Source organism: Streptomyces sp. NBC_01429 (assembly GCF_036231945.1).
Classification (GTDB): Bacteria; Actinomycetota; Actinomycetes; order Streptomycetales; family Streptomycetaceae; genus Streptomyces.
Genome location: NZ_CP109599.1, coordinates 6,133,855 through 6,157,121 on the forward strand (window position 1 = coordinate 6,133,855; position 23,267 = coordinate 6,157,121).

General features: G+C 73.5%; 16 protein-coding genes. 8 read left to right on the forward strand and 8 right to left on the reverse strand.

The annotated features are described in order from the left end of the window. The first annotated feature begins 241 nt into the window (after positions 1 to 241). From OG627_RS26985 to OG627_RS27000, 4 genes are all read left to right on the forward strand, one after another. Positions 242 to 1,267, forward strand: coding sequence for a slipin family protein (locus OG627_RS26985; RefSeq protein WP_329069363.1), 1,026 nt, complete (start codon positions 242 to 244; stop codon positions 1,265 to 1,267). Positions 1,268 to 1,384: 117 nt separating this feature from the next. After that, positions 1,385 to 4,384 (forward strand): DEAD/DEAH box helicase, encoded by a 3,000-nt coding sequence (locus OG627_RS26990; RefSeq protein WP_329069365.1) that lies wholly within the window; start codon positions 1,385 to 1,387, stop codon positions 4,382 to 4,384. Next, positions 4,381 to 5,628 carry an SWIM zinc finger family protein gene (locus OG627_RS26995; RefSeq protein ID WP_329069367.1) on the forward strand — a complete coding sequence of 416 codons (1,248 nt, stop codon included), beginning with the start codon at positions 4,381 to 4,383 and terminating at the stop codon, positions 5,626 to 5,628. Before OG627_RS26990 ends, OG627_RS26995 begins: the two co-directional genes overlap by 4 nt. 47 nt (positions 5,629 to 5,675) lie before the next feature. Further along, the gene (locus OG627_RS27000; protein ID WP_329069369.1) at positions 5,676 to 8,129 is read left to right on the forward strand and encodes a tetratricopeptide repeat protein; all 2,454 of its coding nucleotides are present in this window, start codon (positions 5,676 to 5,678) and stop codon (positions 8,127 to 8,129) included. 120 nt (positions 8,130 to 8,249) lie between these two features. On the opposite strand, the gene OG627_RS27005 is transcribed toward OG627_RS27000, so the two are convergent. Together OG627_RS27005 and OG627_RS27010 are read right to left on the reverse strand one after the other, a co-directional pair. Then, on the reverse strand, positions 8,250 to 10,055 hold the full coding sequence (locus tag OG627_RS27005; protein ID WP_329069371.1) for a translation initiation factor 2: 1,806 nt from the start codon (positions 10,053 to 10,055) through the stop codon (positions 8,250 to 8,252). A 141-nt stretch (positions 10,056 to 10,196) separates the two neighbouring features. After that, positions 10,197 to 11,360, reverse strand: coding sequence for a S1 family peptidase (locus OG627_RS27010; protein ID WP_329069373.1), 1,164 nt, complete (start codon positions 11,358 to 11,360; stop codon positions 10,197 to 10,199). Positions 11,361 to 11,610: 250 nt separating this feature from the next. Between OG627_RS27010 and OG627_RS27015 the strand changes: the two genes are divergently transcribed. Then, positions 11,611 to 12,342, forward strand: coding sequence for a DUF7873 family protein (locus tag OG627_RS27015; RefSeq protein WP_329069375.1), 732 nt, complete (start codon positions 11,611 to 11,613; stop codon positions 12,340 to 12,342). A 370-nt stretch (positions 12,343 to 12,712) separates the two neighbouring features. Here OG627_RS27015 and OG627_RS27020 read toward each other — a convergent pair whose 3' ends face one another. Beyond that, complete coding sequence (locus OG627_RS27020) at positions 12,713 to 13,924, reverse strand: pyridoxal phosphate-dependent aminotransferase (RefSeq protein WP_329069377.1); 1,212 nt, start codon at positions 13,922 to 13,924, stop codon at positions 12,713 to 12,715. A gap of 68 nt (positions 13,925 to 13,992) precedes the next feature. Between OG627_RS27020 and OG627_RS27025 the strand changes: the two genes are divergently transcribed. From OG627_RS27025 to OG627_RS27035, 3 genes are all read left to right on the forward strand, one after another. Beyond that, positions 13,993 to 14,697, forward strand: a complete 705-nt coding sequence (locus OG627_RS27025) for a winged helix-turn-helix transcriptional regulator (RefSeq protein WP_329069379.1) — start codon at positions 13,993 to 13,995, stop codon at positions 14,695 to 14,697. Between the two features lie 154 nt (positions 14,698 to 14,851). Further along, the gene (locus OG627_RS27030) at positions 14,852 to 17,353 is read left to right on the forward strand and encodes a SpoIIE family protein phosphatase (protein WP_329069381.1); all 2,502 of its coding nucleotides are present in this window, start codon (positions 14,852 to 14,854) and stop codon (positions 17,351 to 17,353) included. A gap of 91 nt (positions 17,354 to 17,444) precedes the next feature. Continuing rightward, positions 17,445 to 18,098 carry a uridine kinase gene (locus OG627_RS27035; RefSeq protein ID WP_329069382.1) on the forward strand — a complete coding sequence of 218 codons (654 nt, stop codon included), beginning with the start codon at positions 17,445 to 17,447 and terminating at the stop codon, positions 18,096 to 18,098. Between the two features lie 44 nt (positions 18,099 to 18,142). Here OG627_RS27035 and OG627_RS27040 read toward each other — a convergent pair whose 3' ends face one another. From OG627_RS27040 to OG627_RS27060, 5 genes are all read right to left on the reverse strand, one after another. Then, a complete protein-coding gene (locus tag OG627_RS27040; RefSeq protein ID WP_329069383.1) occupies positions 18,143 to 19,054 on the reverse strand; it encodes a carbohydrate kinase family protein in 912 nt (303 codons plus the stop codon). 11 nt (positions 19,055 to 19,065) lie between these two features. Next, positions 19,066 to 20,001 carry a pseudouridine-5'-phosphate glycosidase gene (locus OG627_RS27045; protein WP_329069385.1) on the reverse strand — a complete coding sequence of 312 codons (936 nt, stop codon included), beginning with the start codon at positions 19,999 to 20,001 and terminating at the stop codon, positions 19,066 to 19,068. A gap of 78 nt (positions 20,002 to 20,079) precedes the next feature. After that, positions 20,080 to 21,309, reverse strand: a complete 1,230-nt coding sequence (gene fdhA / locus OG627_RS27050; protein WP_329069387.1) for a formaldehyde dehydrogenase, glutathione-independent — start codon at positions 21,307 to 21,309, stop codon at positions 20,080 to 20,082. 283 nt (positions 21,310 to 21,592) lie between these two features. Beyond that, on the reverse strand, positions 21,593 to 22,144 hold the full coding sequence (locus OG627_RS27055) for a methylated-DNA--[protein]-cysteine S-methyltransferase (protein WP_329069389.1): 552 nt from the start codon (positions 22,142 to 22,144) through the stop codon (positions 21,593 to 21,595). Positions 22,145 to 22,212: 68 nt separating this feature from the next. Further along, on the reverse strand, positions 22,213 to 23,115 hold the full coding sequence (locus OG627_RS27060) for a glycerophosphodiester phosphodiesterase (RefSeq protein ID WP_329069390.1): 903 nt from the start codon (positions 23,113 to 23,115) through the stop codon (positions 22,213 to 22,215). Positions 23,116 to 23,267: the final 152 nt, after the last annotated feature.

Below are 23,267 nucleotides of genomic sequence, written 5' to 3' on the forward strand. Positions count from 1 at the left end.
GCGTGCGCGGTGACTGGCGGCCGGTCCGTGCGGGTCCGGCGCTGGAGGTCACACTGCCCGATTCCCGGGGCGGCGGCACCCGGGGCGGGGCCGGCCGGGCGAGCGGGCCCCTGGCCGGGCGGGCGCGCTCCGCGGGCCGACGGGGTCGCGGCTCCTTGTTGTGCCGCCCGCCTCGACCGGTGGGTCATACAGGGCATACCGTGGTTATTAGCACCATCGGTCCGGCGTCTGGGGGCCCATCATGGTCGAGGAACTGGTCATCGCGGTCATAGCGGTGCTCTGCGCGTGCGCTCTGTACGCGATGGCAGCCGCTCGGGTCGTCAAACAGTACGAGCGAGGCGTGGTCTTCCGCCTCGGCCGGCTGCGCGAGGGCGTCCGGGGACCCGGATTCACGACGGTCGTCCCGTTCGTGGACAAGCTGCGCAAGGTCAACATGCAGATCGTGACGATGCCGGTCCCGGCACAGGACGGCATCACGCGCGACAACGTCACCGTGCGCGTCGACGCGGTGATCTATTTCAAGGTCGTGGACGCGGCCGACGCGGTGATCCGGGTGGAGGACTACCGCTTCGCGGTGTCCCAGATGGCCCAGACGTCGCTGCGGTCGATCATCGGCAAGAGCGATCTCGACGACCTGCTGTCGAACCGCGAGAAGCTGAACCAGGGCCTGGAGCTGATGATCGACAGCCCGTCGATCGGCTGGGGCGTGCAGATCGACCGCGTCGAGATCAAGGACGTGTCGCTGCCCGAGACGATGAAGCGGTCCATGGCGCGCCAGGCCGAGGCGGACCGTGAGCGCCGCGCCCGGGTGATCAACGCGGACGCGGAGCTACAGGCGTCGAAGAAGCTCTCCGAAGCGGCCAAGCAGATGTCCGGCCAGCCGGCCGCGCTCCAGCTGCGGCTGTTGCAGACCGTGGTGGCCGTGGCCGCCGAGAAGAACTCCACGCTGGTCCTGCCGTTCCCCGTCGAGCTGCTCCGCTTCCTGGAGCGGGCGACGCCTTCCGAGGCGGTACAGGCAGTGCAGGCGGTCTCGGGAGCCGTGCAGGCGACGGGGGCGACGGGGGCGGGAGCGGGAGCCGAAACCACTTCCGCGGCCACTTCCGCACCCGCGGCACCCGCGACGCCACCAGCACCGTCCGCGCCCACCGACCTCGTGCCGCCGGTCGAACCTGCCGTCCCGGCCGGTGCCTCGCCGGTCGAACCGGCCCCGGCCGTGGACGAGGAGACCGCGGCGGCCGGGTCGGCTCCGGTGCCGCCCCGGCGCTGAAGCCGCTGGTCAGGGCCGACTGTCAGACCCCCCGCCTAGACTCGCAGAGGTAATCGGATCTTGGGTGCCCCAGCGGCCCCAGGTCCGGCGGGCCTTGGCGGGAGGGAGTCGACGACCATGAACCAGTTCGCCGTTCCGGCGGGCCGGGCCGCCGTCTTCCTGCCCGCCGGACTGCCGCGCGAGGGACGCGTCGCCTTCTGGTCCCCGGACCCGTTCCGGTCCCCGGACGCGCCGGACGGAGGCCCGCCGCCCCGGCCGCCGGGCGAGGAGGGCGAGGTGGCCCCGGCGGGGCTCGGCGCGGGAGAGCTGACGGTCGTACGGGACGAGGGGGAAGAGGGAGTGCGGGCGCGCACGGTGCCCGCCGTTCTGCTGTCCGTCGCCGAGGCGCTCCCGCTGCTGGTCCGCGCCCGGCACGACAGGTCCGCGCATCCCGCCGCCGCGTGCTGGGGCGCCGCCGCGCTGCACGCGCTGCACCTGACCGCGCGCGGCCGGCTGCTTCCCGGGCTGACCGCGTCGGACCACGACGCCTGGCGGGCCGGCCCGCTCGACGCCGACGACATCGCGCAGTTGAGGGCCATCGCCGCCGCCATGCCACCCGAGGCGCACGCCGTACCGCTCACGCGCGAGGCCCCGTTCCGGCTGCCCGACCCGGAGGCGCTGGTGCGGGCCTTCCTGGACGCCGTGGCCGACTCCCTGCCGCGTACCCCGGCCGCCGCCCACGCGGCGGGCGCTCCGTTCGCGGCGCGGGCCGGGCAGCATCTCCCGGGGGCCAGGACCTGGGCCGCCGAGGCGGCGGCGGGGATGGACGCGGGGGTGCGGGTCTCGCTGCGGCTCGATCTGTCGGCGTACGAGCTGTTCGACCACGCGGAAGCGGTGGCCGCCCCGGCGCCCGCGACGTACGAGGAACGGGCGGACAGCGAAGGGGCGGACAGGGACCGGGACGCCGGCTCCGCTCGCCGTTACCCCGGGGGCGCCGAGGCGGACGACGCCGTGCGCCGGGCCGGTGCCGCCCTGGTGCAGATCCACAGCCTGGCCGATCCGACCCTGGTCATCGACGCGGCCGCGCTCTGGGCGGGGGAGAAGGCCGACAGCTTCGGACCGCGCGCCCGGATCGACGCGATGCTCGCGCTGCGCCGGGCGGCCCGCGTCTGGTCCCCGCTCGCGCGGCTCCTGGAGCGCGACATCCCCGACGCGCTGCCGCTCTCCGAGGACGAGCTGTACGAGCTGCTCGGCCCCGGCGCCGCCCGCCTCGCCTCGGCCGGGGTCGCCGTGCACTGGCCCAGGGAGCTGGCCCGCACGCTGACCGCCGCCGCGGTCGTCAGGCCCGCGCCGGGCTCCGCGACGGACGGCACGCCGTTCTTCGACAGCGAGGAACTGCTCAAGTTCAACTGGCAGCTGGCGCTCGACGGCGATCCCCTCACCGAGGGGGAGATGGACGCGCTCGCCGAGTCGCACCGCCCGATCGTGCGGCTGCGCGACCAGTGGGTGGTCGTCGACCCCGCCCTCGTGCGCAAGGCACGCAAGCGGGAGCTGGGCCTGCTGGAGCCGGTCGACGCGCTGGCCGCCGCACTCACCGGCACCGCCGAGGTCGACGGCGAGACGGTCCAGGCCGTGCCGACGGGCGCGCTCGCGGCGCTGCGCGACCGGCTCCTCGCCGGACCCGCCACCGTTCCCCAGCCGCCCGCGCTCGCCGCCACGCTCCGCGACTACCAGCTGCGCGGGCTGGCCTGGCTGGACCTGATGACCTCCCTCGGCCTCGGCGGCTGCCTCGCTGACGACATGGGCCTCGGCAAGACCATCACGGTCATCGCCCTGCATCTGCACCGCGCCCGCCCCGCGCCGACGCTGGTCGTCTGCCCGGCGTCCCTCCTCGGCAACTGGCAGCGGGAGGTCACCCGCTTCGCGCCCGGGGTGCCCGTACACCGCTACCACGGCGCCGGACGCACCCTCGACGGCGTCTCGGAGGGCTTCGTGCTCACCACGTACGGCACGATGCGCTCCAGCGCCGACGCGCTCGCCGCGCACTCCTGGGGGATGACCGTCGCCGACGAGGCCCAGCACGTGAAGAACCCGTTCTCGTCCACGGCCAAGGCGCTGCGCACCATCCCCTCGCCCGCCAGGGTCGCGCTGACCGGCACCCCCGTCGAGAACAACCTCTCCGAGCTGTGGGCCCTGCTCGACTGGACCACCCCGGGGCTGCTCGGTCCGCTCAAGGCGTTCCGCTCCCGCCACGCCCGCATCGTGGAAAACGTCGAGAACGCCAGGAACGCCGACGTCAAGGACGCGGAGAACGAGGAGGCGGTGGAGCGGCTGGCCCGGCTGGTGCGGCCGTTCCTGCTGCGCAGGAAGAAGTCCGACCCCGGCATCGTGCCCGAGCTGCCACCGAAGACCGAGAGCGATCACCCCGTCGCCCTCACCCGGGAGCAGGCGTCGCTGTACGAGGCAGTCGTCCGCGAGACGATGGCGGCCATCGAGGCGGCCGAGGGCATCGCGCGCCGCGGTCTCGTCATGAAGCTGCTCACCTCCCTCAAACAGATCTGCAACCACCCGGCGCAGTATCTGAAGGAGGACGCGGCCCGGCTCACCGGCCGCTCCGGCAAGCTCGCCCTGCTGGACGAGCTGCTCGACACGATCCTCGCGGAGGACGGCTCGGTGCTGGTCTTCACCCAGTACGTGTCGATGGCGCGGCTGCTCTCCGCCCACCTCACGGCCCGCGCGATCCCGTCCCAGCTGCTCCACGGCGGTACGCCCGTGCTGGAGCGTGAACGGATGGTCGACCGGTTCCAGTCCGGCGAGACCCCGGTCTTCGTCCTCTCCCTGAAGGCGGCGGGCACCGGTCTCAACCTGACCAGGGCCGGCCATGTCGTCCACTTCGACCGCTGGTGGAACCCGGCCGTGGAGGAGCAGGCCACCGACCGCGCCTACCGCATCGGCCAGACCCAGCCCGTGCAGGTCCACCGGCTGATCGCGGAGGGGACCGTCGAGGACCGGATCGCCGAGATGCTCGTCTCCAAACGGGCGCTGGCCGACGCCGTCCTCGGCTCGGGCGAGACCGCGCTGACCGAGCTGACCGACCGGGAACTGGGCGACCTGGTCTCCCTGCGGAGGCCCTCGTGAAGACGCGGCGCACGCCCCGGCACGACGACCGCCGTCGTACCTTCCCCGCCCTGCCCCCGAGGCCCGGCGCGCAGGACGACTTCGCCGCCACCTGGTGGGGCAACGCCTGGGTGGAGTCCATGGAGGAGAGCGCTCTCGACCCGGCCAGGCTCCAGCGCGGGCGCCGCTACGCGGACGGGGGCCATGTCGACGCGATCACCGTCACCCCCGGCCGGGTCATGGCGTACGTCCACGGCTCCAGGCCCCGCCCCTACCGCACGGAGATCCGGCTGCGCACCCTCGGCGAAGCCGACTGGGAGGACCTCCTCGACACGGCGGCGGCCCGCCCCGACCACATCGCCGCCCTGCTCGACAAGGACATGCCGCACACTCTCGCGGCCTCGGCCGACCTGCTGCCCTCCGCCGGTGATCTGACACCGGACTGCTCCTGCCCCGACGACGGCTACCCCTGCAAGCACGCCGCCGCGCTCTGCTACCAGACGGCCCGGCTCCTGGACGAGGACCCGTTCGTCCTCTTCCTGATGCGCGGCCGGGGCGAACGCGAGGTCCTCGCCGACCTGACCCGCCGCAACGCCGCCCGCTCCGCCACCGAACGGGCCGCGACCGCACCGCCCATGCCCACGGTCGCGGCCGACGAGGTCCTCGCCCCGCGCACCTCGCGGGCGCTCCCGCCACCGTTCCCCGTCCCCGCGCTGCCCGGCAGGCCGCCCGCCTACCCGCACGTCACCGGCGCGCCCGATCCGCTGGCGCTCGACCTGCTCGCCACCGAGGCCGCGGCCCGCGCGCACACCTTCCTCACCACCGGGCTCGACCCCGTCGGCGCGCTCACCCCCTGGCAGGACGCGGTGCGCCTGGCCGCCGCCCACCCCGGCTCGGGACTCGCCGCCTCCACCCGCGCCCTCTACCGCGATCTGGCGGCGGCCCTCGACCGCACCCCGACCGATCTGGCCCGCGCCGTCGCGGCCTGGCGCCAGGGCGGCCCGGCGGGACTCGTCGTACTGGAAGAGGCGTGGGACCCGCCGGCCGGACCCTTCGACCGGGCCCGTCCGGCGCTCGTCGCGGCGGACTTCCCGCACTTCCGCCCCTGGCGCAACCGGCTCTCCACCCGGTCCCTCCAGCTCCGGTTCGGCCGAGACGCCCTCTGGTACGGATACGAGTCGGACCGCGACCGGGAGGACTGGTGGCCGCGCGGCACCCCCGACACCGACCCGGTGGGCGCACTCGCGGCCCTGCTGGGGAGGTGACCGGTAGGCTCGGATGTCCGTACGGAACGGCGGTCGAAGGGGGCGCGGTGGAAGCCGAGTTGGTGGCGCTGGCGACGGCGGTCGTGACGGCGCTGTTCCAGGAGGTCGCGACGGACGGCTGGACGCGCGCCCGCGACCGGATGGCGCGCTTCTTCGGCGCGCGGCGCTCCTCCGCCGCCACCCCGGACGCGGTGGGCTCCGACCTGGAGTCGGCGCGCGCCGCACTCGCCGCCGCCCGCCGGGACAACGACGAGGAGACCGCCCGCCGCCTGCACGACGAGTGGCGCGACCGGCTGCACCGCACCCTGCGGGCCGACCCGGACGCGGCGGCCGAGCTGCGCGAGCTGCTGGGCGAGCTGGCCCCCGGGACAACGGTGTTCAGCGGTGACGTCAGCGCGGGCTCCGCCGTGCAGGCGGCGGAGATCGGTACCCTCACCCAGCATCTCCACTTCCACGGCCCGGCCGCCGGAGGACGGCCCGACGCGGCGGTGGCCGTACTGCCGACGGCGGCGGACCATCAGCTTCCGCTGGAGGAGGAGCCGTTCGAGAACAGGGACGAGCAGCGCGCCCGGGTCCTGCGGGCCCTCGACGAGCGGCGCGCATCCCCCCTCGTACGTCCGCTGACCGTCGTGTTCAGCGGAGTGGGCGGCATCGGCAAGACCGCGCTGGCCGTCCGGCTCGCCCACGAACTCGCCCCCCGCTTCACCGCGGGCAGCGCCTACATCGACCTGGACGAGTGGCGCACCGCCGGATCCGTCGACACCGAGGCGATCCTCAGACACCGGCTCCGCCGCCTCGGAGTGGCGGAGAGCTGGCTGCCGGGGGAGTACCGCGCGCTGGTCGAGCTGTACGCGGAGAAGACCCGGGGCGCGCGCACGGCGCTCGTCATCGACAACGCGTGGTCCGCCGACGAGATCACCACCCTGCTTCCGCACTCCGCCGACGCGCTGGTCCTCGTCACCGGACAGCGGCGACTGCCCGGACTGGAGGCGCGCGGCGCGATCGGGCTCGCGCTGGGGCCGCTCTCCCACGAACACAGCTCCGAAGCGCTCCGCAAGATCGTCACCGCCGTACGGCCCGACGAGTCCCCCCGGACGACGGCCGCGCTCGCCCGCCTCTGTGAAGGCTTCCCCGCCGCCCTGCGCGCGGTGGGCACCCTGCTCCACGAGCACCCCACCAGACGTATGGAGCGGCTCGTCGCGGACCTCACGTCCCAACTCCAGGAGAGGGGACTGCCCGTGGTGGAGGCGGTCTGGAACACGACGTACGAGGAGCTGCCCGCGCCCGCCGCGCTGCTCTACCGGCTGCTGCCCCAGCACCCCGGCTACGACATCACGCCCGAGGCCGCCGCCGCCCTCCTCGGCACGGGCTTCGACGACGCGGAGGACGCGCTCGGCGCGCTGGTGCGGGCCGGGCTGCTGGAGATGTCGCCCTCCGCGTCACCCGCGTACGGCGGCGGACGCTTCCGCCTGCTCGGGCTGGTGCGCGCCCACGCCACGCGCTGCGCGGACCGGCACGGCGACCCCGCCGAGGCCGAGGAGGGGCTGCGCAGGCTTCTCCTCTGGTACCGCCGCCAGGCGGAGCGGGCCGACCGCACGATAGCGGCGAAACGGATGCGGCGGGCCGAGCCCGTTCCTGAGCTGCCGTACGCGCCCGACCTGCCGTTCGCGGACGAGCCGGACGCGCGGAGCTGGCTCGACGCCGAACGCAGGGCGCTGTACGGATGGGTCGGGATCGCGGCCGACCTCGGCGAGGACACCCACGCCTGGTCGCTGTGCGAGCCGCTGTGGAAGCACTACGAGGACCACGGCAATCATGACGACGCGATCCGCGCGTTCACCGTGGGCCGCGACGCCGCCCAGCGCTGTGAGCGAGCCGACGCGCTGATCCGGCTGCGCTGCCAGCTGGCCCAGGCGCTCTGGTCCGGGGGCCGGGCGGGCGAGGCGGACACGGAGACGGCGCAGGCCGTACGGTCGGCCGAGGCGATCGTCCCCGGCACCAAACCGCACGCGTCGGCGCTGGAGTTCCGGGGCAAGTTCCTCGTGTGGCGCGGCGAGCCCGACCGGGCCGTCGACTTCTTCCGGCAGTCCCGCGACATCCATCGCGCCCTCCCGGTCCCGAACGACTACGGCGTCCTCCTCCAGAGCTTCCTGCTCGGCAGGACCCTGCGCGCCGCCGGCCGGCTGCCCGAGGCCGGGGCCGAGACGGACACCGCGCTCCGGCTGGCGCGCGAGCTGCGCCACGACCGGATGACCGCGCGCTGCGAGGCCGAACTCGGCCGTATCCAGCGCGCTCTGGGCCGGCCCGACCGCGCGGTGGCCGCGCTGGAGAAGGCGCTGGAGCTGGAGCGGCGGCGCGGCTCGACGTACGACGAGGCCGTGCTCGGCGAGGAACTCGCCGGTCTGGCCGAGGAGAGCGGTGACCGGCAGGCGGCGCAGGCGTACCGCGCCCGCGCGCACGAGCTGCGGGTACGGGCGGGGGCGGCGCCGGACACGCGCTGAACCCGCCACGGCCGGAAGCGGTCAGCGGGGGGGGGCGATGTCTGAAGTGGGCGGGGCCAGAGGCGGGCGTGATCTGGAGCGGGCTGGGCCAGAGGTGGGCGAGGTCTGAAGCGGGCGCGGTCAGAGTTCCGCGCCCGCGCTCCCGTCCGTCCCGTACGCCAGCAGCACCGTCACCGGCCGGCCTCCCACCACGCAGTCGAGGGTCACGGGCAGGCGGGGGGCCGGGTTCGCCTCCAGCCAGTCGTGGACGCCGGAGAGCACGGCGGCGGGATCGGGCCGTACCACCGGCTCGCCCCCCGCCGCGCCGGCGGCGGCGATCCGTACGGAGACAAGCGCCGGTCCGTCGGCGTACGGCGGTTCGCGGCGGCGCAGGACGCAGTGGCCGGGCGCGAGGACGGCAGCGGCGGTCCGGCAGCCGGGAAACTCCGCCAGAGCATGGGCGGTCCAGGAACCCGCGGTCCAGCCCGCGACGGCGTCGGCGACGGCATCGGCCATGGCGTCGACGCCCGTGCGCGGCCGCCGCGCGCGCCGGTGGATGAGCCCGGCGCTCCGCATCTCGTTCAGCGTCGAGAAGCCGTCCTCCGCCACCACATGTCCGCCGTGCGGCCCTCCGTCCAGCGGATGGCGGGTCACCGACACGGTGGTTCCGGCCGTGTCGACGAACGCCACCAGAGCGGTCGGCCGCCGCGCCGGGATCCGTGGCACGGGCAGCGGACGCGCGGGGACGGGCCCGGGGTACGGATCGAGCCCGAGCAGCGCGTAACAGTGGGCGCGCAACCGCTCCAGCGAGCGCCCCTGCTCGGCGAAGGCCGTGGCGGCGAGCGCGGTGCCGTCCCCCGGACGGTGGGCGGTGACGGCGGCCTCGATCTGGGCGTCGGGCGGCTCCTGGTCCGACCAGCGGGCCGCGCGGGCGAGGAGGCCGGCCATGGGGCTGGCCGGGATCAGCTCCGTACCGCCCTCGTAGCAGCCGATCACCGGCCGGTCCTGGGCCGCCGCGTACAGCGCCGTGGATCCGTGGTCGGTCAGGACGCAGTCGGCGGCGACGAGGACCGCCGCCCACTCCTCGTAGGGCCGCGCCAGCAGCAGCCCGGACTCCGGCGCGGGCGCGAGCCGCTGCCGCAGCGCGAACTCGCCGAGGTCGCTGTGGACGTTGGGATGCGCGACGAGAGCCACCTGGTAGGCGTCGTAGGGCAGTTCGGCCGTCAGCCGTCGCGGCAGCCCCGGCCGGCGCGCGAGCAGCGACTCGGGACCCCAGGTGGACACCACGGCCACGAGCCGCCGCCCCCCGGTTCCCAGCGCCTCGCGGAACCGCTCCCGACGCGGCCCGGAGGCCAGGATCCGGTCCAGCGTCGGATCCCCGACGACGGCGGCCCGCTCCGCCACGGCGGGTGACCGCCTGGCGAGCGCGGCCAACTGGTCGGGGTGCGCGAGGGCGTGCAGCGCCGCGAGCGGAGTCCCGTCGCGCAGCAGCTGCCGCGGATGCAGGCCGGACGCGGAATCGTCCCCGGAGGTGTGCGGCAGCCGCTTGTTGAACCCGGCCCCGTGCGGCAGCAGCACCAGTGGCCCCGGCAGCTCGTCCAGCGGCCCGTTCGGACTCGCCGCCACCACCAGATCGTGCCCGCCCCGCACCGCCTCCGGCCACGGCACGGTACGCGCGCCGACCCCGTCGAGCGCCGCGAGCGCGTCCGTACCGAAGTCGGACCCGGGCACGAGCGTGAACCGCGGCCGCACCCGATGGTCCCCGGCGAACACGGGAACCGCGTCCAGCAGCCGGTTCAGCGCGGTCGCCGACCGCACCGCGTACAGCACGGTCCGCTGCCCGGCGTCCGGGCCCGGAGCGTCCGCCGCCCGGGGCGCACGGCCCGACGTGCCCGTTTCCTCAACTGCCCATACGGCCGAGGGTCCGTACGGTGGCTCCGGCGACATGCTGAAGATCGTACGCGCAGGGCGGGGGTCCCGCCCGGCCCGTGACACGGCCGGAGCCGGGGGTACGGGCGGTCGGCGGCGCTGTCGCGCGTGCGATCGTTCCGTACCCCCGGCTCCGGCGCGGGGATCGGGGTGTGCGGGTCAGGCGGTGTGGAGGGTGAGGCCGTAGCGGCTCAGGATGGGGTTGATCGGCTGGTAGAAGGAGTTACCGCCGCTGCTGCAGTTGCCCGAGGCGCCCGAGGTGACTCCCTGGGCCTGGTCGCCGCTGATGAAGGAGCCGCCGGAGTCGCCGCCCTCGGCGCAGGCGCTGGTCTGCGTCAGCGAGTAGACGAGCGCGCCGTTGCCGTAGTTGACGGTGATGTTCTTGCCCTGGAGGGTGCCGCAGCGCCAGTGGGTCGTGGAGCCGGAGCGGCAGATGGAGGCGCCGACCGGGGCCTCGTTGGAGCCGCGGACCAGCTGGTCGGAGACGGTGCCCCAGCCGAGGACGACGGGGACGGTCCACCAGCCGCTGCCGACGTTCACCCAGGCGTAGTCGTTGCCGGGGAAGGTCGAGCCCTGGAAGTTGCCGATGTACGAGCCGTCCCAGCCGCTGACCGAGGCGCCGGTGCCGCCGCAGTGACCGGCGGTGACGAAGCCGCCGTGGACGGAGAAGCCGATGGAACAGCGGACGTTGCCCGTGTAGTACGGGTCGCCGCCGACGGTGCCGGCGGCGGTGGTGCTGGGCGCCTCGGCGGTCTCCTCGACGGTGACGGGGCCGGCCTTCTCGGCGCGGGCCACGAAGGCGCGGACATCGTTGTCGTTCCGCTGGTCGGCGACGACGTTCACCACGACCTGGTTGGTCTTCGCGTCGACTCCCCAGCCGGCGATGCCGTCGGGTGCGGAGGCGCCGAGCTTGTCGATCTTCGACTTGGCCGCGTCGAGCTGACTCGCGCTGTGCTTCACCACGCGCACGGTCGCGCCGGTCGCCCGTACGGCCGCGGCCTTGCCGGAGTCGGAGACGGCGACCGTCAGGCTGTTGCTGTCCGGGTTGAACCAGGAGCCGCCGTACGACGACCCCGCCGCGCGAACGGCCTTTCCTTCCACGGCGGTCGCGGTCTTCTCCGCGGCGAGCCGGGCCTTGGCCTGTCCGGCCGTCAGCCCCAGGTCCTTCTGCATGGCGGAGAGCATTCCGGCCGAGGCCGGCGCGTCGTCGGCGGGGGCGGCGGTGGGGGCGGCCGCCAGGGCGGGGGCGAATCCGGCGGTCGCCCAGGTGCCGACGAGGAGGAGGGCGGACAGACCGGTGCGTATGACTGTCGTACGTCTCATGGGGGTGAGCCCTTCTGGTTCCAGCGTGGTGGGGGTGGAGCAGCAGGTGCGTGAGAGCGCTCTCGGGCACTGTCAGCCGGAGCGTAGCGGAGGACTATTGGCAGGTCCATACCAACGTGGTCCGGGAGTTGGGCGGACATCGGCCCGCGAGTTGGGCGGACGCCGCCCGGGAGTTGCGACGGGGGCCGGCCCGGGAGTTGAGGCCGATTATTCGTTCGAACTGCCCTGTCGGCCTTGCTAATGTCCGGACGTGGCGAAATTGAATCAGATCATCGCAGTGGAGAAAGGCGTCAAGGCCAAGGCGCACCAAGACCTGACGGCCGTTCAGCACGGTCTCCAGAAACCGGCGCTGCTGGCCGGAATCTCCCGTACGTACCAGGCCAAGGACGAGGAGGGCGAGCAGCTTCCTCCCGAGTCCACCCGGGTCCAGGTCCAGGCCGAGGACGTACTGCGCGAGACGGCCAAGACCCTGACGAGGCTGTTCGATGTGACCGCCACCAAGGACTGGGCCAACTGTTCGGCGCGCGCCGATGTCACCGTCGACGGGCGGGTGCTGGTCGGTGAGGTGCCGGTCGCCTATCTGCTCTTCCTGGAGAAGCAGCTGACGGAGCTCAACGCCTTCGTGCGCAAGCTGCCGGTGCTGGACGCGTCGGAGTCCTGGAGCCAGGACCCGTCGACGGACGCGTGGAAGACGGAGGCGGTACGGACGCTCCGTACGAAGAAGGTGCCGCGCAACCATGTGAAGGCGGAGGCCACGGAGAAGCACCCGGCGCAGGTCGAGGTGTACTACGAGGACATACCGGTCGGCTACTGGACCACGGTGAAATTCAGCGGAGCGCTGCCGGCCCGCCGGGTGAACGAGCTGCTCGACCGGGTCGAGAAGCTCCAGCAGGCCGTCAAGTTCGCCCGCGAGGAGGCCAACGGCGCCGACGTCACCGACCAGCGGGTGGGAGACGCGGTGTTCGGCTACCTGTTCGGGTAGCCTTCATGACTCCCCGGCCGTCTGTTGTGGCGTGCCGGGGCGCGCGAGGAGCGCAAGCTGAAACTGAAGTTTGTCGTGAAGGCGCGGTACCGCCGGTGAGCGGACCGCGTTCAATCTCAGACTCTTGCTCCAGATTCAGTATTCGCCGCCGATCGCCGGAACGAACGGGCCCAGGCCCCGGACGTCGAAATGCCGGTTCAAGTCCGGCCTGCGCAGCTCGATGCGCGGTGGTCCAAAGGCAGGACGCGGCGACTTCATGACTGACCTGGGTTCTTAAACGTGCCGGTGTGCGACATGGGTGGCATCTCAGGGCCCGGGAGGCCGGCTACGCCCCCGGGCCCGCTCCTTTCTCTGCCCGTTCGCCGCCCTCTCACTGCCGGTAGCCGCTGAGGAACCGGCCGATACGGCTGATGGCGGCGTCGAGATCGTCCGCGTACGGCAGCGTCAGGATCCGGAAGTGGTCGGGGCGCGGCCAGTTGAAGCCCGTTCCCTGGACGACCTGGATCTTCTCGCGCAGCAGCAGGTCCAGGACGAACCGCTCGTCGTCATGGATCTTGTGGACCTTGGGGTCGAGCCGGGGGAACGCGTACAGCGCGCCTTTGGGCTTCACGCACGAGACGCCGGGGATCTCGTTGAGCTTCTCCCAGGCCCGGTCGCGCTGTTCGTGGAGCCTGCCGCCCGGCGCGACCAGTTCCTTGATGGTCTGGCGACCGCCGAGGGCGGCCTGAATGGCGTACTGGGCGGGCGCGTTGGGGCACAGGCGCATCGAAGCGAGCATCGTGAGCCCTTCGAGGTAGCTGCGCGCGTGCTGCTTGGGGCCGGAGACGACCAGCCAGCCGGAGCGGAAACCCGCCACGCGGTAGGTCTTCGACAGCCCGCTGAAGGTCAGGACGACCAGGTCGGGGGCGAGGGCGGCGGCGGTGTGGTGAACCGCGTCGTCGTAGACGATCTGGTCGTACATCTCGTCGGCGAACACCATCAGCTGGTGGCGGCGGGCGAGATCGAGGATGCCCTCGACGATCTCGCGCGGATAGACGGCGCCGGTGGGGTTGTTGGGGTTGATGATCACGACGGCCTTCGTCCGGTCGGTGATCTTCGCGGCCATGTCGTCCAGATCCGGGTACCAGTCCGCCGACTCGTCGCACAGATAGTGCACGGCCCGGCCCCCGGCCATCGTGGTGACCGCCGTCCAGAGCGGGAAGTCGGGGGCCGGGATCAGGACTTCGTCGCCGTCCTCCAGCAGCGCCTGCACGGACATCGCGATCAGCTCGGAGGCGCCGTTCCCCAGGAAGACGTCGTCGACGGTGACATCGGGCAGCCCCAGGGTCTGGTAGCGCTGGGCGACGGCGCGGCGAGCGGAGAGGATGCCGCGCGAGTCCGTGTACCCGTGCGCCTTGGGCAGCATCCGGATCATGTCCTGGACGATCTCCTCCGGCGCCTCGAAACCGAAGAGCGCGGGGTTCCCGGTGTTCAGGCGCAGCACGCTGTGGCCCGCCTCCTCCAGTGCGTCCGCCTGCTCGATGACCGGGCCGCGGATCTCGTAGCAGACCTCGTTCAGCTTGCTCGACTGCCGGAATTCCATGCGGTGGCCTCCCAGACCTTGGTGCGATACTTGGTTTTACCAAGCGCGAGCTTGGAAAGTCCAACGACATGTCTAAACTGAGTCGCATGCCACGCCGTAGAAGCTACGACCAGTACTGCGCCGCCGCCCGTGCCCTCGATGCCGTGGGCGACCGCTGGACCCTGCTGATCGTGCGGGAGCTGCTGGCCGGCCCCCGTCGCTACACCGATCTGCACGCCGATCTGCCGGGCGTCAGCACCGACGTCCTCGCGTCCCGGCTCAAGGACATGGAGCGCGACGGGCTGGCCACGCGCCGCAAGCTGCCCCCGCCCGCCGCCGCGTACGTGTACGAGCTGACCGAGCGCGGGCGCGGGCTGCTGCCGGTCCTCGGGGCGCTGGCGGAGTGGGGCGCGCCCGCGCTGCGCGAGCGCCTGCCGACCGATGCCGTACGGGCGCACTGGTTCGCCGTGCCGCTGCTGCGGGCGCTGTCGGGGCCGGCCGGTCCGCAGGCGGAGGGTGTGGTGGAAGTGCGCCTCGACGAAGGGGTGTTCCATCTGCGGCTCGGGGCGGCGGGTCCCGCCGGTGAAGGGGTCGACGGGACCGAAGGGGTGCACGGGAGCGAAGGGGTGTACGGGGACGGTCCGGCCGGGCGCCCCGACGCCTGCCTGGTGCTGGACGCGGTGGCCTGCCGCGAGCTGAGCGAGGGGTCGTTGACGGTCGCTGACGGGGTGCGGGACGGGCGTATCGAGGTGGTGGGCGACGGGGTGCTCGCGAAGGCGCTGCGTGGGGAGTGAGCGGGCGCGGGCCGGTGTGCGGACCAGTGCGCGCGCTCCGCGTACGCCGCGTGCGCGCTCGTTTCCAGTCGGGGTAAAAAGGGAAGATTCACACCTGATGTCATGTTTTCCCACAGAGGAGAACGGGGGGGGGGGACGGGTGGGATGAGCGGCGATGACGGGACCGGAGGCGTCTACGGATACGGAAGCGGTCACGGACGGTGACACGACAGCCTCGGTCGCCGACGCGGCCACGGCCACGGTCGACGCGCGCGGCATCGTGTCCGGCTGGAGCGCGGGCGCCCGCGCGCTGCTCGGATACCGCCGCTCCGAGATCGTGGGCCGCCCCGCCGCCCGGCTCCTCGCCGTCTCGGCCCCCCTTCCCGACCACGTCGCGCAGGCCCTGCGGACCCTGGACGAGCGGGGCCGGTGGAAGGGGACGGTGACGCTGCGGCACCGCGACGGCATCCCCCTGGACGTACCCCTGCTGGCCCACCCCCGTACCGCGCGGGACGGCGCCCGCGAGTGGCTCCTCGTCTCCCGTCCCGAAGGATCGGCCCTGGACCCGGCCCACGACGAACTGGACGCCGAGCTGCTGGAGCAGTCCTTCGCCCAGTCCCCGTGCGCGGAGGGCATCTACGACACGGAGCTGCGGCTGCGGCACGCGAGCGAGGGCGTGGAACGCGTGATGGGCGTCGCCGAGAAGGACATCCGCGGGCTGCGGCTGTCGGAGTTCGCGCCGGGACCCGTGGCCGACGACATCGAGCGGCATATGCGGCTGGCGGTGGAGACCGGCGAGGCGCAGCAGCTGGAACTGCCCACCCGTATGGAGGGCCACGCGCGCGAACTCGTCTGGTCGCTCTCCATCGCTCCGATGCGGGCCGCCGACGGCCGGGTGCGCGGTGTGATCGTGGCGGCACACGACAGGACCAGACAGTACGTCGCCCGGCAGCGGCTGCTGCTGGTCAACGAGGCCAGTACCCGGATCGGCACCACCCTCGACGTCGGACGCACCGCCCAGGAGCTGGCCGACGTGTCGGTTCCCCTCCTCGCGGACTTCGTCACCGTCGATCTGCTGCCCGCCGTCACCGACGGCGGCGAACCGCCGCCCGGCCCGCTCAGCGGTGAGGTCACCTTGCGCCGCGTCGCCTGCGGCTCGGTCCTGGAGGGCTGCCCCGAGCTGGTGATTCCGCTGGGCGAGACCGCCGTCTATCCGCGCTCGACACCCCCCGCGAAGTCCCTGAGCAGCGGAAAGGCGCTCCTGGAGAGGGTGACGGAGCCCGGCACGATGAGCTGGGCGAGCCAGGATCCGGACCGGGCCGCGACGATACGCGCCTTCGGTTTCCACTCCACGATGGCCGTCCCGCTGCGGGCCCGCGGCACCACCCTCGGCGTGGCCACCTTCTCCCGCCACCGCCGGCCGGACCCCTTCGAGCAGGACGATCTGCTGCTCGCCGAGGAGATAACGGCGCGGGCCGCCGTCTGCGTCGACAACGCCCGCCGCTACACCCGCGAACGCGAGATCGCCCTCGCCCTCCAGCGCAGCCTGCTGCCGGCGGCGCTGCCCGAACACGTCGCGGTCGAGGCCGCCTTCCGGTACCTGCCCACCGACACGGGGGCCGGGGTGGGCGGCGACTGGTTCGATGTGATCCCGCTGTCCGGCTCGCGGGTGGCCCTGGTCGTGGGCGATGTGGTCGGACATGGCGTGCGCGCCTCGGCCACGATGGGCCGGCTCCGTACGGCCGTACGCACCCTCGCCGACGTCGATCTTCCCCCGGACGAACTGCTCACCCATCTCGACGATCTCGTCACCCACCTCTCCGCCGAGGCGGCGGGCGGCCGCGGCGCCGGCGCCGAGGGGGAGTCCGGCGGCGAGATCGATGGGGAGATCAGCGGGGATGTCGGAGCGACCTGTCTCTACGCGGTGTACGACCCGGTCTCCCGCCGCTGTTCCGTGGCCCGCGCCGGACACCCGGAGCCCGCCGTGGTCAGCCCGGACGGCGGAGTCGAATTCCTCGACGTGCCCGCCGGACCCCCGCTCGGGCTGGGCGGACTGCCCTTCGAGAGCGTCGAGGTGGAGCTGGCCGAGGGCAGCCTGCTCGCCCTCTACACCAACGGCCTGATCGAGTCGCGCGAGCGCGCCCCCGACGAGACGCTGGCCGCGCTGCGCACCGCCCTGGCGCGGCCCGCCGCACCGCTGGAGGACATCTGCGACACCGTCCTCGGCTCACTGCTCCCGGCCCACCCGGCCGACGACGTCGCCCTGTTGCTGGCCCGTACCCGCGCGCTCGGTACGAGCCAGGTGGTGACCTGGGAGCTGGCCTGCGATCCGGCCATCGTGGCGGAGGCGCGCAGAAACGTCTCGGAGCAGCTGGCCCTCTGGGGGCTGGAGGAAGCGGTCTTCACCACGGAACTGGTGGTCAGCGAGCTGGTCACCAATGCCATCCGCTACGCCGAGGCGCCCATTCAGCTGCGCCTGATCCACGACGGCAGCCTCATCTGCGAGGTCTCCGACGGCAGCAACACCGCCCCTCATCTGCGCCGGGCACGCGTCTCCGACGAGGGCGGTCGGGGGCTGCTCCTGGTCGCCCAGCTCACCCAGAGCTGGGGCACCCGGCAGGGCGCGGCCGGTAAGACGATCTGGGCGGAACAGACGCTTCCGGTGGAGATCGGCTGACCTGCCGCGCCTCCGGACCCGCTGTACCCCGGCTTCGGGCCCGCGCTGTCGCCCGCCGCCCTTCGGGAGTCCCTTGGACGAAGATGGCCGGGTGCGACTTGAAGCGATCACCTGGGAGCGGCTGACCGACACCCTCGCCGAGCGGGTGCTGAGCGCCGCGACGGCGGACGGCGGTCCCTGGCCGCGCGTCGCCGTGGACGGAGCACCGGCCGCCGGGACCGGTGAGCGGGCCGAGGCGCTGGCCGAGGCACTGCGGCTGCGCGGCCGTTCGGTGCTGGTGGTCGGTACGGGCGGCTTCCTGCGTCCCGCCTCGCTGCGCTTCGAGTACGGGCGCGAGGACCCCGACACGTACTACGGCGGCTGGTTCGACACCGGCGCGCTCTGGCGGGAGGTCCTCGGACCGCTGGAGCCCGGCGGTACGGGGCTGGTCCTGCCCGACCTCTGGGACCCGGCCACCGACCGGGCGACCCGCAGCCCGCGCGCCGAACTGCCGCCCGGCGGTGTGCTGGTGGTGCACGGGCCGCTGCTGATGGGGCACTGGTTCCCGTTCGACCTCACGGTGCATCTGCGGCTCTCCCCGGGCGCGCTCCGGCGGCGCACGGCGGAGGCGGAGCGCTGGACGCTTCCGGCCTTCGAGAGGTACGAGGCCGAGGTCGCCCCGGCCGAGGCCGCCGACGTGGTGGTACGGACCGACGATCCGCGGCACCCGGCGTGGGGCGGCTTCGGCCGGGGCGGCGGCGACTGACCCGGTCGGGACGGCTCGCTTCGCACCGCCGTACGCCCCGGGGGTCACGGCGTCCGCGGCCGTCCGCCCGGGATCGTCACCGCGTGGGCGCCCGCCCGGCACCCCGCCGCCGCGGCGCGCGCGGGCGTGGAGCCCCTGAGCCGGGAGGCGAGAAAGGTGCCGGTGAAGGCGTCCCCCGCGCCGGTCGAGTCCACCGCCTCGGCCGGGACCGGGGGCAGCCGTGCCGTGACCGCGCCCGCCTCGGCCACCAGCGCGCCGGCGCCGCCGAGGGTCACCACCGCGAGCGGTACCCGTCGGCTCAGTTCGGCGGCTGCGTCCTCGGGGTCGGTCCGGCCGGTGAGGAGCCGTGCCTCGTCCGCATTGGGGAGAAGCGTTTCCGCGCCCGCGACGGCCGCCAGGAAGCGAGGCACGCCCAACTCCTCGATGAATCCGGCCGAAGCGGGATCCACGCTCACCGGAATCCCTCGCTCCCGCGCCGATTCCATCGCGGCCGAGGCCAGTTCCCTGGTGGTCGCGGCGAAGAAGAGATAGCCGGAGAGGTGCAGCCGGCCGACCCCCTCCAGCAGGGCCGGCGACCAGTCCGCGGGCGTCAGCCGCAGCGTCGCGCCGCTGTCGGTGAGCAGGGTACGTTCCGCGGCGGCGTCGACCAGGCAGATCACCGTTCCGGTCGGCTCCTTCTCGTCGCGCACGAGATGTGTGCGTACCCCCGCCCGCCGCAGCCGCTCCTCGTGCCAGTCGTGGGCGTCCGCGCCCACCCGGGCCAGCAGCCGTACGTCGGCGCATCCGGCGCGCACCGCCCAGCAGGCGGCGTTGGCCCCGGCGCCGCCGGGCAGCGTACGGATCTCGGCCACCGTGTCGGTGCCGTGGGCGAGCGGCGTACGGTGCCGGGCCACCACATCCGTGACCACGTCCCCGATCACCAGCAGCGCCCCGCCGTTCACCGGACTGCCGCTCACCGGACTGCCGCTCACCGGACCGCCGCGGCGCGGGCCACGGCGATCCGTGCCGCGAGCCGTACATTGCCGCGCACCGCCGCGAGATTGGCCTCCAGCGACGCGCCACCGGTGCGCCGCGCCAACTCCTCCAGCAGGAACGGGGTGACGGCCTGCCCGCCGATGCCCCGCTCCCGGCAGGCGCCGAGCGCCTCGGCGAGGACCCGGTCGTGCAGCGCCGGATCCAGCTGCTCCGACTCGGGTACGGGGTTGGCGACGATGATCGCCGACTCCGGGCCGCCGAGCCCGTCCCGCGCGTCCATCACCGCGACGACCTCCTCGGGGGTACGGACCGTCCAGTCGACGGGCTCGCCGGAGGAGGCGAGGTAGAAGCCGGGGAAACGATCCGTCCCGTACCCCAGGACCGTCACGCCCAGGGTCTCCAGCCGCTGGAGCGTGGCCGGTACGTCGAGGATCGACTTGACGCCCGCGCAGACGACCGTGATCCGGGCCGTCGCCAGCAGCCGCAGGTCCGCCGACTCGTCCTGGGTCTTGGTCCAGCCGCGGTGCACCCCGCCGAGCCCGCCCGTCGCGAAGACCCGGATCCCGGCGCGCGCGGCCAGAAACGCCGTGGCGGAGACGGTCGTCGCCCCACTGGCGCCCGCCGCGAGCGCGGGAGCCAGATCCCGGTGGCCCAGCTTGCGCACGGAGTCGTCCTCCGCGATCCGCTCCAACTGGTCCTTGACCAGCCCCACCTGGGGCCGGCCGTCCAGTACGGCCACCGTCGCGGGCACGGCGCCACCCTCCCGAACGAGCGACTCCAGCTCCTCCGCGACCGCCAGATTGCGCGGGCGCGGCAGTCCGTGCGCGATGATCGTCGACTCCAGGGCGACCACGGGACGGCCCGTGGCGAACGCCTCACGTACCTCGGGTGACAACCGCGACGCGGCGCGGTGCGATGTGTCTGGCATGTCCCCATCCATGGCGCGCGCGAGGTCCGCGCAAACGTCGGCCGCCGCCGGACGGCTCCGGCGGCGGCCCGGGAACGGTCAGGCGGCCTGCACCCCGTCGAGCGCGCCGTGCGGGTTGAGCACGTACTTCCGGCTCGCGCCGTGGTCGAACTCCGCGTAGCCGCGCGGCGCGTCGTCCAGCGAGATCACCGTCGCGTTGACCGCCTTGGCGATATGGACCTTGTCGTGCAGGATCGCCATCGCCAGCCCCCGGTGGTACTTCATGACCGGGCACTGGCCCGTGCTGAACTGGTGGCTCTTCGCCCAGCCGAGGCCGAGGCGCACCTTCAGCGTCCCGGTCCTGGCGTCCTGGTCGACGCCGCCCGGGTCCTCCGTGACGTACAGCCCCGGAATGCCGAGCGCGCCACCCGCCCGCACCACGCCCATCAGGGAGTTGAGGACGGTCGCCGGGGCCTCCTCGGAGTCCCGGCCGTGGGCGCGCGCCTCGAAGCCGACCGCGTCGACCGCCGCGTCCACCTCGGGCTCGCCGAGGAGCTGGGCTATCTGGTCCTCGACCGAGCCCTGGGTGAGATCCACGGTCTCGCAGCCGAAGCTGCGGGCCTGGGCGAGCCGTTCCGCGTTGAGGTCGCCGACGATGACGACGGCGGCGCCGAGCAACTGGGCCGAGGCGGCGGCCGCCAGGCCCACCGGGCCCGCACCCGCCACGTACACCGTGGAACCGACGCCCGTACCGGCGGTCACCGCGCCGTGGAAGCCGGTCGGGAAGATGTCCGACAGCATCGTCAGATCGAGCAGCTTCTCGCGGGCCGCGTCCCGGTCGGGGAAGCGGAGCAGATTGAAGTCCGCGTACGGCACCATCACGTACTCGGCCTGACCGCCGACCCAGCCGCCCATGTCGACATAGCCGTACGCCGCGCCCGGCCGGGCCGGATTGACGTTCAGACAGATACCGGTCTGCCGCTCCTTGCAGTTGCGGCAGCGCCCGCAGGCGATGTTGAAGGGCACGGAGACGACATCGCCCACCGTGATGAACTCGACGTCGGGGCCGCACTCGACGACCTCTCCGGTGATCTCGTGGCCGAGGACCAGCCCCTCCGGCGCGGTGGTGCGGCCACGCACCATGTGCTGGTCGCTGCCGCAGATGTTGGTGGCGAGGACCTTGAGGATGACCCCGTGCCGGCAGGTGCGCCCGATGTTGTCCCGGGCCACCCCCGGCCCGTCCTGGAGTTGGAGCGTCGGATACTCCGTGGTTCTCACGTCCACGATGCCCGGTTTGATGTAAGCGACCGCCTTGTTTCCACCACTCATGCCGGTTCGCCGTCCCTTCGGATCTGCTCGTCCAGCGGATGACTCGGTCCGGATGGAGTCTGCTACCGCTCGGGCGGTCCGGCCAGGGCCGCGTACGGGCAAGGGGTACGGGGGTGCCGGTGCGCCGACTCCGCCGGGCCGTACGCGCGGTGGTGCTCCACCCTCAGCCTAAGTCCGGCAAGGAATACGGACAAGTGAGGGTAAAATTCATGAATCGGGCCACAGGTTCGTGGGCTCGGAAACCCGTGGGCTCGGAAACCCGTGGGGCCGGTAGGCCGTGGGCTCAGAAGAGCGGCGCCGGCAGCACGCCCTCCAGCGCCAGCAGCCGCCGCTTCGTCTCCAGTCCGCCGCCGAAGCCGCCGAGCCCGCCGTCGCTCTCCACCACCCGGTGGCACGGCACCACCACCGGCAGCGGGTTGGAGCCCATCGCCGCACCCACGGCCTGCGCGCCCCCGGGCCGCCCCACCCGCTCCGCCAGCTCGCCGTATCCCACCACCGTGCCGTACGGAACGCCGGACGCCAGCTCGCGCAGGACCCGCTCGTTGAAGCCGGCGGAGAGCGACCAGTCGAGCGGCAGCCCGAACTCCAGCGGCTCGCCCGCGAAATACGCCGACAGCCGGCGTATCGGCTCGGCCAGCAGCCCCGACGCGCACGCGACCGGCTCGGCGCCCAGCCGGCCGGCTATCCGCCCGAGCGCCCGCTCCCGCACCGGCCCCCGGGCGTGGAAGACCACGCTCACCAGCCCCCGCCGGGTCGCGGCCAGCAGCAGCGGCCCGATGTCGCTCGGCGTCACCGCCCACTCCACCGAAGGCCGCGACTCCCCGTACTCGTTCATGCGGACCACGGTACGGGCCGCCACTGACAACCGGCCCGGACGGCCGCCCGGCCGCCCCTTCCCCCGGCTCAGCCGCTCCCGGCCCGGCCCAGCGCGTCCCGCACCACGTCGGGGTTGTTGGTGATGATCCCGTCCACCCCGAGATCCCTGGCCCGCACCGCGCCCGCCGCGTCGTTGACGGTCCAGGTGTGCACCGTGAGCGGCTTGCCGTGCGGCCCCTTCAGCCGGTGCGCCGCCGCGACCTGCCCGGCGGTGAGCGAGGTGTGCGACGGATTGATCTGGTCCGTGAACGCGGCGTACCCGGGCAGGTCGGCCGCCTCGGGCGTGCCCAGGAAGCCCGTCGTGATCTCCGGCCGCCGTTCGTGCACCGTACGGACGCTGTCCGCCGAGAAGCTCTGGACGACCAGCCTCCGCGCGACGTGCGAGCGGTCCAGCCAGCCCTCCGCGCGCAGCACGCGCAGGATGTCGCCCTCGACGCCCGGGTACAGCTCGGGCGCCTTGATCTCCAGGAGCAGCTTCTGCCCGTTGGCCTCGACGGTCCTCAGATACTGGCTCAGGGTCGGCACCCGCGCGCCCGCCCACCGCTCGCCGAACCAGCTGCCCGCGTCCAGCCGCGCGATCTCCGCCGCGGTGAAGTCCTCGACCTTCCAGGGGGCGCGGTCGGGGAAGACCCGTTCGGCGTCCGTGGTCCGCCGCAGCGTGTCGTCGTGGATCACGACCAGCTCGCCGTCCCGGGTGCGCTGGACATCGTTCTCCACCCAGTCGATGCCCAGCTCATGGGCCTTGTCGACGGCGGCGAGCGTGTTCTCGGGCGCGTACGCCGAGGCGCCCCGGTGCGCGATGACCAGCGGGCGCCCGTGCCGCGCGCCCGCCTCCCCGTCGGGCCCGGCGGCCGTGGCGGCGCCCGGCGCGACCAGTAACGCGGCACTCAGCAGCACGGCGGCCACTGTCACCGAGGATCGTGTCTTCAACGGGAACTCCTCGTGCTCGTGAGAGGCGTGAATCGAGGGTGCGGACGGGGCGCGGACCAGAATGAGGCCAAGGTCATATCGACAAATCGGCAGACATCTGTTTGATTCACGTGCTTGCCGTCCTACCCTCCCGGAACCAGCGCATCCGTACA